Source organism: Mesobacillus sp. LC4 (genome assembly GCF_053543455.1).
Genome location: NZ_JBGCUB010000004.1, coordinates 104,028 through 119,470 on the forward strand (window position 1 = coordinate 104,028; position 15,443 = coordinate 119,470).

The following is a 15,443-nucleotide window of genomic DNA, read 5'->3' on the forward strand; positions in this document are numbered from 1 at the left end:
AGACAATAGACTCTGTATGTTATACTGTTGCAGAGAGGAGAGGGCTGTTAACTATGAATAAAGGAATTTTAAATCACGAAACAGGGGACCAGGTAGAATTGTTTTTATTGATCAAGCATTCTTCAAAAGGGATTGCCAGCAACGGCAAGCCATTTTTGACACTCATCCTCCAGGATCAGAGCGGGGAGATCGAAGCAAAGCTTTGGGATGTTTCCGAGGAGGATGAAGGTACTTATTGTGCGGAAAGCATTGTAAAAGTACAGGGAGATATCCAGAATTACCGAGGGCGCAACCAGCTGAAAATCAGGCAAATCCGCCCTGCTTCACCAGTTGACTCTGTCAAACTATCTGATTTTCTTGAGACAGCCCCAGTCAGCCAGGATGAAATGAGCAGCAAGCTCACCCAATATATATTCGAAATGAAGAACCCTAATATTCAGAGGGTCACAAGACATCTTCTGAAAAAGCATATGAATGCCTTTATGGAATATCCTGCAGCAACAAAGAACCATCATGAATTTGTCTCAGGACTTGCGTATCATGTTGTCTCAATGCTGGACCTTGCGAAGTCAATCGCAACACTATATCCAAGCCTTGATAAGGATCTTTTATATGCGGGAGTCATCCTTCATGATTTGGGGAAAGTCATTGAATTATCAGGTCCGATATCTACCACCTATACAGTGGAAGGGAATTTGCTCGGACATATATCGATCATGGTCAATGAGATTGGCAAGGCTGCCGATGAGTTAGGCATTAATGGAGAGGAAATCACCATTCTTCAGCATATGGTCTTAAGTCACCATGGCAAGGCAGAGTGGGGCAGTCCGAAACCGCCAATGATCAAAGAGGCAGAAATCCTGCATTATATCGATAATCTTGATGCGAAAATGAATATGCTGGACCGTGCGCTATCAAGGGTAAAACCAGGAGAGTTCTCCGAAAGAGTATTCGCGCTTGATAACCGTTCCTTTTATAAGCCTGTTTTCCATAAGTAAAAAGCAAAAGGCCTTTCTCCGTTTAATATGGAGAGGCCTTTTTGTTATGTAACTTTTTACTCCTCAAAAGGCATATTTGGAAATATCCCTCATATGAATACAATAAGAGTCCAATTAGGACAACCTTTAAATGGAGGGTATGCAAAAATGTCAATTCCAATCTGGGTAATAGCAGTCGCAGCAGGAATCGTATTCAGTGCCTTCATGGCAGTGAAAACAGGAAAAGAAGAAAGAAAAGAAGAAATGGAAAGCATTGAGCGTGAGGGCGAGCTTTACATGAAAAGGCTCGAGCGGGAAAAAGAAAAGCGCGAACATTCAGCGGAAGCATAAAAAACGCTGGCTCCGGAAATGGAGCCAGCGTTTTTTTATGGGATAAGAAAGTATATATTCTACTGAGAGAATTGTCCAGCTCCAGCGCTTGTCGTGGCTGACCAAGGCGCTGGAGCTTTTCTTAATTATTGTGGTGTTTGTGCTTCTGCTTCTGGGAATTCAGCAGCACCTTTAAGGTCTTTATCCTTGATTTTAACGTTAGCCGCATCAAGCTCACGCTTCAGGACTTCTTGAATCTTGTTAGAGTCCAGCTGAGCAAGCTTCAACTCATACTCTAGCTCGTCCTTCATTTCTTCGTAAGATTTTTTTTCTTTCTTCTCCGTTACCTTGATGATGTGGTAACCGTGCTGTGATTTTACAGGTTCGCTGATTTTATTTACTTCCAGGGCATAAGCAGCCTCTTCGAATTCAGGTACCATTTTACCAGGTCCGAAGAATCCAAGATCTCCGCCTTGTGCAGCTGAACCAGGATCCTGTGAATATTCCTTCGCTAAGTCTTCAAACTTTGCGCCTTCATCAAGTTTTTTCTTTACTTCTTGTGCAGTCTTCTCGTCTTCTACAAGAATATGGCTTGCCTTGATTTCAGGCTTGTATTCTTCATAACGCTTTTTGACTTCTTCTTCGCTGATTTTCACATCTTTAAGCGCAGCTTTTTCCATTAGAAGCTGGTCTTTTAAGACCTCTTTTAATTCCTCTTCGTCTTTAAGCTGGTTTTGCTGTAGAACTAGCTCGAAGTTCTCTCCAAGCTCTTCCTTAAGCTCGGCCACTTTTTCCTCAACCTCTTTATCCGTTACTTCATAATTTTCCGCAAGAACTTTCTGGTAAAGCAATTCTTGAAGCGCTTGCTCTCCATATTTTTCCTTCATTGATTGATAAAGCTCTTCTTTCGTGATGTTGCCTGCTTTCGACTCAACGATCACTTCTGAAGAATCAGCATTATCGTTGCTGCATGCACCTAGTCCCATTACTCCGGCTGCAACCGTGAGGGAAATTATCATTTTTTTCATGGTGAACATCTCCTAAACAGAAAATTCTAGTGGCCGTTTTAATCCACAAACTCTACTATAACATAATTTCAATTTTCTACAAAAAATAAGTAATGGATAATATTGGGTATTTGTGGAGATGGGCGAATATCTATACCGTTTGTTCAGCGGTGCATAGGATATTGAGAAGAGAAAAAAAGGAGGTAGTTGAAAATGGGCCACTATAATTCAGGCTTTGCGTTAATCGTTGTCCTGTTCATCTTGCTGATTGTTGTAGGTGCCGCTTACCTATAAACAACAAAATGCAAGAAATGCAGGATAGTTGCCTATGCGGATATGACATTACTTGAATAAGATATCATAACCACTTTGGAAGGAGGTGTTAATATGGGTGCAGGATACGGCGGCGGCTTCGCGTTAATTGTCGTGTTATTCATTCTGTTAATCATCGTGGGTGCAGCTTGGCTTTAATTTCTGATTAACGAGTATGGGAGGACTAACACTCTCCCGTACTCCTGAATCATCATGTTAAAGCAAGTTCCCAAAGCAGAAAGGAGGAACCTCAATGTCTGGAGGAGGACATGGATATGGCGGCGGCTTTGCATTGCTCGTTGTCTTGTTCATTCTGTTAATCATCATCGGTGCTTCTTGGCTGTAGGCACTTATGGGGCAATGCCTTCTGCATGCCTTAATGAGGGCTAATTAATAAAAAACTTGAAAAAAAAGCGGTGAGGGAAACCTCACCGCTTAATGTATGTAATTAGTATACTTTTTCAACTTCGAGAAATGTCCAGCTCCAGCACCCAACCCTCGAGTCGCTTGCCTAGCTGCGGCTCCTAACTCCTCAAGACACTTCGATCCTGCGATTGAAGTCAAAGAACAATTTCACTGTCAGGCCCTCTAGCGCTTGTCGGAGTTGGGCAGACGCCTCCGCTTTTCGATTTGTCTAGTGTCGCCTACTAGAAACTCCGAAACTTCAGTGTAGTCACGTATACAAGATTTCAACAAAAGATGAAATCAGCAAAATTGTAACTAAAATATTGATCGTCCTGAAAATATTTGCATGTTTGTCTTCAGGTATCTCCTTCTGTATGCAGAGGGAGTCTGTAAGCTTGTTTATATAGAAAAGAATGAAAGCAGCAAAAAGGACAAACATCAATAAAATGGAGATCATCGAAGAATCCCTCCTTAGCAATCTTTTTATCTTAAATACAATAACAAATATTTTAAGAAAAAGATAGTTTTTTATAAAGTCACTTACTCTGTGCTGGAGGGTTATGTAAGGGATAACTTGCCAAATTGTAGGGTATTGATTTTAATGTGAGAAAATGAGCAAACAACAGGAAGAACAAAAAGCGGAAGGGTTTATTTTCATTCATCCGCTTTATAAGATGATTCCATTAGGAATGCAGCCAGAGGAAGTGGAAAAAGTGTGTGTCTCCGAGCGGTTATCCTTCCTCTATTCATGAGTGCCATCATACATAATGATTAAGCATACTCCTTTTCGGCTGGATCTATTTTTTTAAGTGTGCCGTCCTCATCGGAAAACTTCCTATCAATATTCGAAAAAGACTTCTCGAATATTTCCATAAAGTCATCACCATAAATATTGCGGACAATAGCCATGATTTCAATGATGTCCGGGAACTTGCCATATAGTTCCTTCAATGGCATGGCCCCTGAAAAAACAGCATTATTATCTGGCTCATAGCTTTCCATTAGGGCGAGTAATATACCTTCTCCTTCTTCCGTAAGCTGGATATACGTATTTCTTTTGTCGCTTTCCTTTTTGGAAAACTTTAAATAACCGCGTTCCTCAAGCTTCTTCGAGAAATTGAAAGCAGTGGACACATGCATGACTCCAAACTTAGCCACATCAGAAATCGAAGCTCCATTCAAATGATAAGCGATCCATAAGATATGATGCTCATTGATATTAAGGTCGAATGGTTTGATCCATTGCTGCCAGTCCTTCTCTACAGACTTCCATAAGGCTTTGCTCAGCTGGGCAATTCTTTGACTAAACATCATTGCTTCTTTCATAGAATAATTTTTATCTCCCATTCTCATATTCACCTACTTTATTGTTCTATTTTCATTATGCCAATAAAACAAAAATTAATAAAGATATAAATTTACAAAATTTTTTGAATTTGTTAAATTCCATCTAAAGTCGGGTTGTTTTTATGTAATGATTTAATTGTCATAACAAAATTGCAATTTGCATAATATATCTTTCTTGATAAAAAAAGAAAATCCTTCCCGCCGAAAAAAATAACTTTAGGGGAAGGATTGTTCTGATTAGTTTTCTTTTGAATTTTCAGCTGCCAATTCAGATTCCAAATCTTTAATTGAATCCTCAAGCTCCTTGATATCCTCTTGTAGGCCTTGCATGTTTTCCTCTGTTTGAAGCTTCCACTCAAAGATCGCCGTCTTAACATCTGTGATAAATGTTTGGATGGAGTCTTTGCCCTCCTTGGATGCGGTGGCCACCGTGTTTTTCAATTCAACAGCCGCATCCTTAATATCCTTGATGGACCCTAGGTATTCATCTTTATTTGCCAGAAGAGTCCTTCTTGTTTCATATCCTGATTTCGGTGCCGCAAGCAGCGTAGCAATTCCAGCTACAACTCCGCCTACAACCATTCCCGCTAAAACATTTTTCGCTTTCATGTGTTGACCACCTCTACAATTTTTCTGTATAAGTTCTCCAAATGAATCCGGATTCCTCTTTTCTTCTATATTTAATTTCCTATTCTCGCACAAATAAACGTTATTAGCTTCATAGCCTTAAATTAACAGACATAAAATGATAATAACGTCATGTTCAGGAAGGAGAGGAGGGGAGTGGGGATTTTTACAAATGTGGTGTTTCTCATCAGCGTTGCTTTCTTTGTGGGGGCCGTCCATCATCTCCTTGCATTAAAGAAGCCGGGTATGTATCCACCTAAAGCGCTTCTGCGGAAAAGAGCAGGGACGCTGGCAGGGGGAGGAGCCATTTTTTTACTGATCGGGATTATTTTTTACACATTCCAATAGAGCAAAACAAAGCCCCTGTCCGTTATAAGACAGGGGCAAAAAAATTTTAATTAAATTTCAGCGAGCTTTGCTCTTTTAAAAATGTTCGTTGCCACTGGATAAAGAATGGCCATGAAAACGGCGTTGAATGCTGCTGCTGGTAAGACAACCCCTGCGAATAATGCAGTGAACGGTCCAGGCAGGCCGATTAGGTAGTAGGCAGAACCAAGGAAAACGATTCCCGATACGATGGTACCGACCGCTGTAAGGGCAGCTGCAGTATAAATGGAAAACTTGAAGTTTTTCAGCGCCATCAGGATTCCGAAAAAGACAAACGCAGTAACAGGCTTATCAATTATGTTCGGAACAAGGCCTCCTGGGAAAGTAGTCGTCAATCCAGAAATCAGCCCAGTAACGGCTCCAACCAATAATACACTCTTTTTGTCTGGAAACAGGATGATTCCAAGGAACATCATCGTCAGCATCATATCAGGCTTCATCCCCAGGAAAAAACCGGGCACGACCACATGCAAGACTGCTCCCATCCCCACCAAAAGTGACAATGCTACAAGATTCTTCGTATTCATTTCTCATCTCTCCTCTGCTATTCTAGCTAACTAGTACTCCTCCTGCAGTGCTCTCTTTGCCTGCAGCGAAAAGCTTTCTCCAATTATAACATATATTTTAATAGAGTAAAGGGTTAATATTCTGTCAATTTCTGTTTCTAAAGTCATTCATGAAGTCGGCAAGTTTTTCAATGTTCTCAAGAGGAACAGCATTATAAGTCGAGGCCCTGCAGCCACCGACAGATCTGTGGCCGGCAAGCCCTATAAAGCCGGATTCCTCAGCCTCGTGGAGGAAGGCCGAAGTCAAATCCTCATTATCCATTGTAAAAGTGATATTCATCAATGAGCGGCTCTGTTTTTCCGCATGCCCTTTATAAAACCCCTCACTTCTGTCGATTACATCGTAAAGCAATGCAGCTTTTTCTTTATTGATCATTTCAAGCTGTTTTACCCCGCCCAGCTCTTCAGCCCATTCAAGGACAAGCATCAGGAAATATATCGATAACGTGGGGGGCGTGTTATAAAGCGATTTTGATGCAGAGTGAACCTGATAGTTAAGCATAGAAGGCAGTTCTGGTTTAGAGCGCTTGAGCAAATCTTTGCGGATGATCACGACGGTAACTCCAGATGGTCCAAGATTTTTCTGCGCACCTGCATAGATGAGTCCGCATGATGACACATTTAGTGGCCTGCTGAGAATGTCGCTGGACATGTCCGCAACAAGCGGGATATTCAGGCTTTCGGGCAGGGAATGCCACTGTGTTCCATAGATGGTATTGTTCGTCGTGATGTGGAGGTAGGAAGAACCCGCTGGTATATCGAATTCAGATATGCTCGGGATTGATCTATAGTTGTCGTGTTTGGAAGAGGCAGCAATTACGGCATTTCCTATTTTCTGTGCTTCTTTCAGTGCTTTTTCAGACCATGTGCCCGTCAAGACATAGCTCGCAGATGATCCCTCTTCAAGAAGGTTCATCGGTACCATTGAAAACTGCAGACTTGCACCGCCCTGTAATAATAGGACCTCGTAATCATCCGGGATGGAAAGCAGGTTGCGCAACAGACTATTTGTCCGTTCATTGATGTCTTCAAACTCCTTGCTGCGGTGGCTTAATTCCATGACTCCCATACCGAGGCTTTGATAATTCATCATTTCTTTTTCCGCTTTCGCTAATACGGCTTCAGGCAATGCAGCCGGACCAGCGTTGAAATTGAGAGCACGTTTCAAGTGGATCCCCCCGAAAAATAAATTGCGGTATTTCTTTAATGTATTAAAGTTAATATCATGCTACCAGAAAAAGAAAAGAAATTCTAATATTTTCAGAAAATTTTAAATGAATTTCAATTAGTACATATTATTTTACATATGGCGAAAAGAGACAGATAGCTATATGGACAAGCATACCCAATGCTTCCTAAAGAAGGCTCTATCGGACAAACGTGAGGGAAGAACGGCAAAAAGTGTCCGATAGGAAAGCTCTATCGGACAAACGCGAGGGAGGAACGGCAAAAAGTGTCCGATAGGAAGGCTCTAACGGACAAACACGAGGGAGGAACGGCAAAAAGTGTCCGATAGGAAGGCGCTATCGGACAAACGCGAGGGGAGAACGGCAAAAAGTGTCCGATAGGAAGGCTCTATCGGACAAACCCGAGGGGAGAACAACAAAAAGTGTCCGATAGGAAAGCTCTATCGGACAAACGCGAGGGGAGAATGGCAAAAAGTGTCCGATAGGAAAGCTCTATCGGACAAACGCGAGGGGAGAACGGCAAAAAGTGTCCGATAGGAAGGCTCTATCGGACAAACGCGAGGGGAGAACGGCAAAAAGTGTCCGATAGGAAAGCTCTATCGGATAAACACAAAGTGGGTAGATAGAAAATTGACCCATATAAAAGTGGATTCTAGCCAATAAAAAAAACTCCCGCAATTGCGGAAGTCTATATCTTGCTGTTGATTTCAGCAGCGATTTTTTGATAATCGTCCGAAGTATATTGATCCTGGTGGGTTTTCCAGACAGCGCCGAAGCCATCGCCATTGCCATAGCGCGGAATCAAGTGCATATGGAAGTGGAAGACTGATTGTCCGGCGGCTTCACCATTGTTTTGCAGGACATTCAATCCTATCGGGTCATAGGCAGCCTTGATTGCATTGGCGACTTTAGGAACAGCCTTGAACACATTCGCTGCCACTTCATCTGTTAATTCATAGACATTTTCCTTATGTACTTTAGGGATGACAAGTGTATGTCCTTTTGTTACCTGGCTGATATCGAGGAATGCCAGTACATTCTCGTCCTCGTAAACCTTGCTTGAGGGAATGTCACCATTGATGATTTTGCAAAAAATACAATCACTCATTTGTTCCACCCTTTCCATTGATCATGTTTCTGGTATTTTATCACATTTTGCCAATAAACATAAAGAAAGAAAGGACAGGATCCGCATGGAATCCTGTCCCCTGAAGGGAAAACGATTTACTGTTCATTGACGTTCTCAGCAGGTTTACCTTTGATAAACACCTCATTTGTCAATTCATTTGAATTTACAAAAATGATGGGTTATTCAGTACCTGGTTCAATCGGACCATCCCCTGTCTGCTTTAGTCGGTTTCACAACTTATAAAGCGGGAAGTGATCTGCGACACACACCTCATTTCAGAATGTGGAGTGATGTTACTGAACGGCTGGGTTAACATTTACGTAGCGCAATGCAACCATCCCCTTATTTGAACGTTGAAATCAGTGTGCTTATAAATCGAATTATATGTCTTTAACAGACACCTCATTTCGAATTATTGCTTGTTTCCCCTTCAAAAATTATGATGCCCCGATTGAAAACATATATGCGAAGAAGTTTCGAAATAAGTTGAAGCTTTTCCTAATGGAGTTGTATTTGTTAAAATAACGGTACAGAAATACGAACTGGAAGGACGTTGCACATGTCTTTATTGGAAATTAATCAGGTGACCGGTGGATATACAAGGAATCCGGTTTTAAAAAATGTGAGCTTTACGGTCAATAAAAATGAAATCGTGGGATTGATCGGACTGAACGGTGCCGGAAAAAGTACGACGATCAAGCATGTGATTGGTTTGATGGAGCCTCATAAAGGTGACATTAAAATCAATGGCAGGACCTTCTTGGAGAGCAAGGAGGAATATAGGAAACAGTTCACCTTTGTGCCAGAGACACCTATTCTTTACGAAGAGCTGACACTGGAAGAGCATCTGAGGCTGACCGCAATGGCCTATGGACTTGAGGAAAAGGAGTATGAAAAGCGGATTGATGCTTTGTTGAAGGAGTTCAGGATGAGCAAGAGGCTAAAATGGTTTCCTGCTCATTTTTCCAAAGGGATGAAGCAGAAGGTAATGATCATGTGCGCATTTTTGGTACAACCCTCCCTGTATATCGTTGATGAGCCATTTGTCGGTCTTGATCCTCTTGGAATTCAATCTTTGTTGGATCTGATGGACAAGATGAAAGAAAATGGTGCCGGCATTCTCATGTCGACACATATCCTCGCAACGGCTGAACGTTATTGTGATCGTTTTGTCATTCTTCATAATGGAGAGGTCAGGGCACATGGGACGCTTGAAGAGCTGCGAGAGCAGTTCAAGATGCCTGGAGCAACACTGGATGACCTGTATATCCAACTGACAAAGGAAGAAGACTATGTTTAATCCGCAGCAATTATGGAAGGAGCGTTTCGGCACCTTTGCCAAGGAAACCGGAAGCTACCTGCGATACATTTTTAATGGCCATTTAGTGATTGTCGTACTTTTTTTATTAGGAACGGCGGCTTTTTACTATCAAGAGTGGATTAAAACGCTTCAGCCCGATTTCCCGGCGGCATGGATCATCTCATTGATTCTTGCGTTCGTACTTACATACAGTCCAATCCAGACATTTTTGACCGAGGCGGATAAAATATTCTTGCTGCCGCTAGAAACAAGGCTACATGATTATTTCAGGAAATCGATCATATTCAGCCTGAGCCTGCAATCCTATATATTGCTTCTCGTACTCGCGGTGCTAATGCCGCTGCATGTAAAAATACATGGCGCTGACTTCAAATCGTTTTTCATCTTATTGATCGCACTCATCCTGATAAAATGGTTCAATATTTTGATCCGATGGAATGTCCAGTATTTTATCGAGAAAAATGTAAGATTGACGGACAGCATCATTCGTTTCTTTATCAATGTTGTTCTTCTGTATTTTATCTTTTCAGGAGCCCAACTGATTTTTGCTGCAGTTCCAGCTGTCGTCATAATCCTGCTGTATTGGTACTATAAAAAACAGGTGAAGGACAAAGGCTTGAAATGGGAGCAGTTGATCGAGGATGAAGAAAGACGGATGAACGCCTTTTACCGTGTTGCCAACATGTTCACGGATGTTCCGAAGCTGCGGGACCGCACGAAAAGGAGAAAATGGCTTGACTGGCTGGTTAATGTCATACCGTACAGACAGGACCTTGCCTTCAGCCATCTATACTTAAGAACCTTCGCAAGGTCCGGCGATTATTTTGGCTTGCTGGTCCGCCTTTCACTGATAGGGGGAGCCGCGCTTTATTTCCTCACATATGGGCCGGGGCAAATTTTACTCGCTTTGTTATTCATGTATTTGACAGGATTCCAGCTTTTGCCGTTATGGAACCATCACCAAAACAAATTATGGGTCGGGCTGTACCCAGTTCCTGAGAACGCAAGAAAGAAATCCTTCACAAGCTTGCTATTGGGAATCATGATCTTCCAGGCAGCTGTATTTGCGGGAGCAGTTCTGATTAAAGGTGAATGGCTGTCAGCAGTCATTGTACTGGCTTCCGGAATCGCGTTTTCGCTGTTTTTCGTTTATTTTTACAGCCAGAACAAACTGAAATCCTAATCAAGAATCCTTTTCGTAATCGCATTAAGCTTTTATGAAAGGGATTTTTTTGAATCGTTTTTATTGTTGGCACGTATTAGTAAACTAAGGGGTGAAGGCTTTGAATGAATATGAATTGAAGGCTTATGAAGAGGTAGTTGACTGGAAGCGGAAGCTGAATAAACGTGCTAGCCTTTTGGCGCGTGCATCTAAAAGAGCACAGACGAAGGTGAATGAGCTGATTCCAGACAAAGTCCATAAATTCTTGACGGAGAGCATTAAAAATATGGTCAAGGCAACTCTGGCAGGCTCGAATTACACAACGAGAAAACAGCAGGGAACAGGACTGACCCTTGCTGAAAAAGACCAACAGCTTCTGAAAAAGCTGTCAGCCTATAAGAGGACAGCAGCTGTAGAGGGGGCTGGAACTGGGGCCGGGGGAATACTGCTCGGGATGGCGGATTTTCCGTTGCTTTTATCGATAAAAATGAAGTTTCTATTCGATGCAGCGTCTGTATATGGGTTCGATCCATCAAAATATGAAGAACGTCTGTTTATCCTTTATGTATTTCAGCTGGCTTTTTCAAGTGATGAACATCGGAAGCAGACGCTTGACTTGATTGAAAACTGGGAATTGAGAAAAGATGAATTGACCGAGCTGGATTGGCAGCAATTTCAGCAAGAGTACAGGGATTATATCGATTTTGCCAAGATGCTGCAGTTGATGCCCGGGATTGGGGCTGTTGTAGGAGCTTATGCAAACTACAATCTGCTCGACCAGCTGGGAGAAACAGCGATGAACGCCTATAGAATGAGAATATTGCAAACACCTCCGCAACCATGAGTTGTGGAGGTGTTTTGTATTGGAATCTTCTTTATGCTAATGTCTCACTTTTTTCATGTTTAGTTTGTTCTTTTGTTTGATAGTTGAGTGCGGCTGCGCAAAGAGTTTTTGCCGCAATGACCATTGCTTTTTCGTCAAAATCGAATCTTGGGTGATGGTGTGGATAGGAGCCGTCTGTTTCAGGCTTAGCTCCGGTGAAGAAGAAGGTACCTTTTACATTCTGCAAATAGTAAGCAAAATCTTCACCGCCCATTTGAAGGGCACTTTCTTCTATTTTTGTCACTTCTGGCACCTTTGTAGCGCAGTCAATCAGGAATTCCGTTTCTGCTGCATGGTTGACGACGGCTGGATAGCCTTTATCATATTGGTAATCATATGTGCAATCTGTTGCCAGGCATGTGCCATGGACTACTTTTTCAATTTCCGCTGAGATGAAATCCCGGGTTGATTCGTTGAAGGTCCTGACCGTGCCAATCAGCTTTGCTTTATCAGCAATTACATTGAAGGCATTGTCTGCAACGAAAGAACCGACGGTCACAACAGCAGAATCGACAGGGTCCACACGTCTGCTGACAATTTGCTGCAAGGTCGAAACAAGTTGTGCACCAGCGACGATGGCGTCCTTCGTCTTATGCGGCTGTGCGCCGTGTCCGCCTTTTCCCTGGATCGCAATTTCAAACCGGTCAGCTGCTGCCATGATGGGTCCGATCCGGTATTGTATGGTTCCTGTCGGTTCAGTGGCCCATAGATGGGTGCCGAAAATGACATCGACGCCTTCAAGACAGCCGTCTTCAATCATCGAGATGGCCCCGCCTGGAGCATATTCCTCTGCATGCTGATGGATCATGACATACGTACCCTGCAAATTTTCCCTGTTTTCGTATAGTACCTTTGCCAGTACCAATAATGTAGCTGTGTGTCCATCATGTCCGCAAGCATGCATCACACCTGGAACCAAAGATTTGTATGGTACATCTTTCTCGTCTTGAATCGGCAGGGCATCAAAATCAGCTCTAAGCGCAACCGTTTTGCCAGGGTTAGCACCATGGATTTTTGCGACCACGCCATTTCCCCCAACATTAGCGCGGACCTCTGCGCCCAGTTTTTCGTAGAATGATTGGATATATTGCGCGGTGTTCACTTCCTGAAAGGATAATTCAGGATGTTGGTGCATATACCGGCGGATTTCCACCATTTCCGGAAAAAGGTTATCTATTTTTCTAAAAAGCTGATCCTGCAATCGTTTCATCTCCTTATGTATAATAGTTTGATAATTTAAATAATTATAGCACATTTACAGAATAAAAACATTTTAGAATCATAGCAAAAGAAGCTCCCTTGAAGGAAGCTTCGTATATAAATGGAGCCATTGAATGGCATCCAGTGTTTTAAATTAGATCAGGAACATGGCTACAATCGTGGTGACAATAAGTCCGATTGTGACAGGAAGCATATTCCTTCTCGCTAATTCGAACGGATCGACACCACAAATCGCTGCCGCTGGAATCAATGCCCATGGAACTAAAGTGCCGCCGCCAACCCATATGCCAGCAATTTGGCCAAGGGCAGTCAGGGTAGCTGCACCGGCCCCTATGGCAGTGGAGAAAATCGCTGCTACCGACCCTGCAAGAGAGATGCCGGAAAAGCCGGATCCGTCGAGGCCGGTGATGGCACCAACAGCAGTGAGCGTAATCGCACCAACTTCAGCGCTGAGCGGAACGGCAGAAGCGAGCGCCACACCGAGGTCATTAACGATACCTTGGGAAGTTTCTGGCAGGAATTCACCGATGATTTTGGTGAATCCTGAATCACCAAGGTAGAAGAAGGCGGCGATTGGGATGACGGCGCCAAAAACCTTGAAGCCGAACTGGAATCCTTCGATGAGGTAACTGGTTGTTTTTTCGAGACCTTTATTCTTGTGTGCTGCGATGGAAATAAGGAGAAGGATGAAGATCGAGGTCCCGCCTACCAGTGCTGTGGCATCGCCCCCCTGTAAGTCGAGAATGGACATGGCAGCGACATCTGCTGCAAATAAAACCGGGATCAAGAAAGCGAAAAACTTCCTGGCACTGTCAGATAGTAAGCTGGGGTCACTGGTTTGGTCCATATCTAGTTCTAACGCACCCCCGCTTTTTAGCTTTCCGTTTTTCATGTCTCTTTTTAATAAGTAGAAAGCAGTGACCGTTGTGACGAGCCCCATCACAATGACCAGCGGGATGCTGGCCTGGACTACTGAACTGACAGGAAGGCCAGCTGCATCTGCAGTCAGTTTTGGTGCTGCCTGGATGACAAAGTCTCCAGAGAGGGCAATTCCATGCCCAAAAAGGTTCATGGCGACTGCTACCCCGAGCGCTGGCAATCCGACTCTTACTGCGACAGGTAAAAGAACGGCTCCCATTAAGGCTACTGCCGGAGAAGGCCAAAAGAACCAGGATATGATCATCATGACAATCCCAATCGTCCAATAAGCAAGTGCTGGTGTTTTGATCAGCTTGGCAAAGGGGGAGATCATCGCATCATTGATTCCGGTTACCGTAAGGGTCCTGCTCATTGCCACGATAATCGAAATGACTAGAATGGTAGGCAACAGCTCGGTAATTGCATAGATGAAACTATTGAATATGCTGCTCACCGAGGCACTCAGCGACCCAGTCGCGACGATAGCCAGTAAGAAGATCCCGATAATCGATATTAGCGTTGTGTCTCTTCTCATGACCATGAATCCGATAATCAGGAAAATGAATAAAACATAGATCCAATGTAGTGCGGATAATTCTATTACCATAAAATTAAGCTCCTTTCTAAATGACATGCTGTTTCCACTTCGTGAAATATAGGCAAATTTCCTAATTGAGTACTACAGGATATGATGGCTGCGAAAAGGTGTGAGCGGAAACAGATAATTTTTTATCGGTCTCGAGACGGAGGGGAAAAGCTTCTTGAGAGGGGCGGAAAAAAACAAGCCAACCTGTAAAATGAAGCTAAAGATTAAGCGTAAAATAAAGGGATTTTCCGAGGCAGAAAAGAATAAGTGATTATGATGGAAAGAAAGAAGGGGGAACTTTTGGGTACACGTTCGGTGAATCAGATAGCTGCAGCTGTTCTACTATCAGGTTTGGGAATGATTCTTCTGCTAGTTAACTTAGGTGTCATTTCCTTGGAAATAAAAGAGCTTTTTGTCGTAACCTATCCTTTTTTACTACTAGTCTATGGATTAGTGCTTCTGGTGAGGAAGCAGTTTGGATGGGGATCATTCATCATCCTTTTTTCATCGCTCCTGATCATGGACCGGTTTAATGTGATTGATTTTCGGTTTTTTGATGTTTGGAAGCTATGGCCGCTAGTGTTGATTTATTTTGGGGCAGCCATTCTTTTTAAAAGTAAAAAAATTAGGATCACTTACCAAACTGATATATCGTCAACGAAGGAGATGGGAAGCTCCTCGGAGCCCGAAACCTCTTTAAAGAAAATACGAGGGGTATCGGTTGGAAAGGTGACATTCAAAAAGCAAAATTGGGCAGTCGAACCGATGGATTTATACAATATGGTAGGGGAATATTTTATCGACTTCAGTAAAGGCTTCATTCCTGACAGGGAAACGCCTATAAGGGTAAGAGGCTGGGTTGGTGAAGTGAAGATGCTCATACCAGAGGATGTTCCGGTAAAGATAGATGCTGTCATTGGCGTCGGTGAAGTAAAGCTCTTTGATTATGCCCAGGAGCAAATAAAGCACGTCGTCGCCTATAAGTCGGATGATTATGACAAGGCAGTAAGGAAGTTGAATATTACTATTGAATTGAAAATCGGTTCTGTAAGAATTGATCGAGTCTAGGAGGGGAGAA

General features: G+C 42.9%; 20 protein-coding genes. 11 read left to right on the top strand and 9 right to left on the bottom strand.

The features are described from left to right. Positions 1 to 53: 53 nt before the first annotated feature. Both yhaM and AB5I83_RS13850 read left to right on the top strand, forming a co-directional pair. Entirely contained in the window at positions 54 to 998 is a 945-nt protein-coding gene (yhaM, locus tag AB5I83_RS13845; RefSeq protein WP_448976063.1) for a 3'-5' exoribonuclease YhaM, read from the top strand. Positions 999 to 1,145: 147 nt separating this feature from the next. Continuing rightward, on the top strand, positions 1,146 to 1,328 hold the full coding sequence (locus AB5I83_RS13850) for a sporulation YhaL family protein (RefSeq protein WP_448976064.1): 183 nt from the start codon (positions 1,146 to 1,148) through the stop codon (positions 1,326 to 1,328). A gap of 125 nt (positions 1,329 to 1,453) precedes the next feature. On the opposite strand, the gene AB5I83_RS13855 is transcribed toward AB5I83_RS13850, so the two are convergent. Further along, complete coding sequence (locus tag AB5I83_RS13855; protein ID WP_448976065.1) at positions 1,454 to 2,335, bottom strand: peptidylprolyl isomerase; 882 nt, start codon at positions 2,333 to 2,335, stop codon at positions 1,454 to 1,456. 192 nt (positions 2,336 to 2,527) lie between these two features. On the opposite strand from AB5I83_RS13855, the gene AB5I83_RS13860 reads away from it, so the two are divergent. The 3 genes from AB5I83_RS13860 (at position 2,528) to AB5I83_RS13870 (ending at position 2,972) form a co-directional block, all read left to right on the top strand. Beyond that, positions 2,528 to 2,608 (top strand): YjcZ family sporulation protein, encoded by an 81-nt coding sequence (locus tag AB5I83_RS13860; RefSeq protein WP_023615406.1) that lies wholly within the window; start codon positions 2,528 to 2,530, stop codon positions 2,606 to 2,608. Between the two features lie 93 nt (positions 2,609 to 2,701). After that, positions 2,702 to 2,785, top strand: a complete 84-nt coding sequence (locus AB5I83_RS13865) for a YjcZ family sporulation protein (RefSeq protein ID WP_064503397.1) — start codon at positions 2,702 to 2,704, stop codon at positions 2,783 to 2,785. Positions 2,786 to 2,879: 94 nt separating this feature from the next. Then, complete coding sequence (locus AB5I83_RS13870; RefSeq protein WP_023615405.1) at positions 2,880 to 2,972, top strand: YjcZ family sporulation protein; 93 nt, start codon at positions 2,880 to 2,882, stop codon at positions 2,970 to 2,972. 327 nt (positions 2,973 to 3,299) lie between these two features. Here the strand turns inward: AB5I83_RS13870 and AB5I83_RS13875 are convergent, their stop codons facing one another. After that, a complete protein-coding gene (locus AB5I83_RS13875; protein ID WP_226087116.1) occupies positions 3,300 to 3,488 on the bottom strand; it encodes a hypothetical protein in 189 nt (62 codons plus the stop codon). Between the two features lie 154 nt (positions 3,489 to 3,642). Here AB5I83_RS13875 and AB5I83_RS13880 point away from each other — a divergent pair, with 154 nt between their 5' ends. Next, entirely contained in the window at positions 3,643 to 3,783 is a 141-nt protein-coding gene (locus AB5I83_RS13880; protein WP_448976066.1) for a hypothetical protein, read from the top strand. 19 nt (positions 3,784 to 3,802) lie between these two features. On the opposite strand, the gene AB5I83_RS13885 is transcribed toward AB5I83_RS13880, so the two are convergent. Both AB5I83_RS13885 and AB5I83_RS13890 read right to left on the bottom strand, forming a co-directional pair. Beyond that, the gene (locus AB5I83_RS13885) at positions 3,803 to 4,378 is read right to left on the bottom strand and encodes an HTH-type transcriptional regulator Hpr (protein WP_167832083.1); all 576 of its coding nucleotides are present in this window, start codon (positions 4,376 to 4,378) and stop codon (positions 3,803 to 3,805) included. 237 nt (positions 4,379 to 4,615) lie between these two features. After that, entirely contained in the window at positions 4,616 to 4,987 is a 372-nt protein-coding gene (locus AB5I83_RS13890; protein ID WP_448976067.1) for a YtxH domain-containing protein, read from the bottom strand. Positions 4,988 to 5,161: 174 nt separating this feature from the next. On the opposite strand from AB5I83_RS13890, the gene AB5I83_RS13895 reads away from it, so the two are divergent. After that, entirely contained in the window at positions 5,162 to 5,353 is a 192-nt protein-coding gene (locus tag AB5I83_RS13895) for a hypothetical protein (RefSeq protein WP_448976068.1), read from the top strand. A 50-nt stretch (positions 5,354 to 5,403) separates the two neighbouring features. On the opposite strand, the gene AB5I83_RS13900 is transcribed toward AB5I83_RS13895, so the two are convergent. The 3 genes from AB5I83_RS13900 to AB5I83_RS13910 form a co-directional block, all read right to left on the bottom strand. After that, positions 5,404 to 5,919, bottom strand: coding sequence for a tryptophan transporter (locus tag AB5I83_RS13900; protein ID WP_448976069.1), 516 nt, complete (start codon positions 5,917 to 5,919; stop codon positions 5,404 to 5,406). Between the two features lie 124 nt (positions 5,920 to 6,043). After that, the gene (serC, locus tag AB5I83_RS13905; protein ID WP_448976070.1) at positions 6,044 to 7,126 is read right to left on the bottom strand and encodes a 3-phosphoserine/phosphohydroxythreonine transaminase; all 1,083 of its coding nucleotides are present in this window, start codon (positions 7,124 to 7,126) and stop codon (positions 6,044 to 6,046) included. Between the two features lie 707 nt (positions 7,127 to 7,833). Then, positions 7,834 to 8,253 (bottom strand): HIT family protein, encoded by a 420-nt coding sequence (locus tag AB5I83_RS13910; protein WP_167832087.1) that lies wholly within the window; start codon positions 8,251 to 8,253, stop codon positions 7,834 to 7,836. Between the two features lie 580 nt (positions 8,254 to 8,833). On the opposite strand from AB5I83_RS13910, the gene AB5I83_RS13915 reads away from it, so the two are divergent. The 3 genes from AB5I83_RS13915 to AB5I83_RS13925 all read left to right on the top strand — a co-directional run bounded on the left by AB5I83_RS13915 (position 8,834) and on the right by AB5I83_RS13925 (position 11,601). Next, on the top strand, positions 8,834 to 9,574 hold the full coding sequence (locus AB5I83_RS13915) for an ABC transporter ATP-binding protein (protein WP_448976071.1): 741 nt from the start codon (positions 8,834 to 8,836) through the stop codon (positions 9,572 to 9,574). Beyond that, positions 9,567 to 10,778, top strand: coding sequence for an ABC transporter permease (locus AB5I83_RS13920; protein WP_448976072.1), 1,212 nt, complete (start codon positions 9,567 to 9,569; stop codon positions 10,776 to 10,778). Before AB5I83_RS13915 ends, AB5I83_RS13920 begins: the two co-directional genes overlap by 8 nt. Positions 10,779 to 10,878: 100 nt before the next feature. Next, positions 10,879 to 11,601 (top strand): EcsC family protein, encoded by a 723-nt coding sequence (locus AB5I83_RS13925; RefSeq protein WP_448976073.1) that lies wholly within the window; start codon positions 10,879 to 10,881, stop codon positions 11,599 to 11,601. Positions 11,602 to 11,632: 31 nt separating this feature from the next. Here the strand turns inward: AB5I83_RS13925 and AB5I83_RS13930 are convergent, their stop codons facing one another. Together AB5I83_RS13930 and AB5I83_RS13935 are read right to left on the bottom strand one after the other, a co-directional pair. Beyond that, complete coding sequence (locus AB5I83_RS13930; protein ID WP_448976074.1) at positions 11,633 to 12,841, bottom strand: M20 family metallopeptidase; 1,209 nt, start codon at positions 12,839 to 12,841, stop codon at positions 11,633 to 11,635. A 153-nt stretch (positions 12,842 to 12,994) separates the two neighbouring features. Next, positions 12,995 to 14,386, bottom strand: coding sequence for a hypothetical protein (locus AB5I83_RS13935; RefSeq protein WP_448976075.1), 1,392 nt, complete (start codon positions 14,384 to 14,386; stop codon positions 12,995 to 12,997). Positions 14,387 to 14,665: 279 nt separating this feature from the next. Here AB5I83_RS13935 and liaF point away from each other — a divergent pair, with 279 nt between their 5' ends. Continuing rightward, positions 14,666 to 15,433: a cell wall-active antibiotics response protein LiaF gene (liaF, locus tag AB5I83_RS13940; protein WP_448976076.1), complete on the top strand. Its 768-nt coding sequence runs from the start codon at positions 14,666 to 14,668 to the stop codon at positions 15,431 to 15,433. The last annotated feature ends 10 nt before the right edge of the window (positions 15,434 to 15,443 follow it).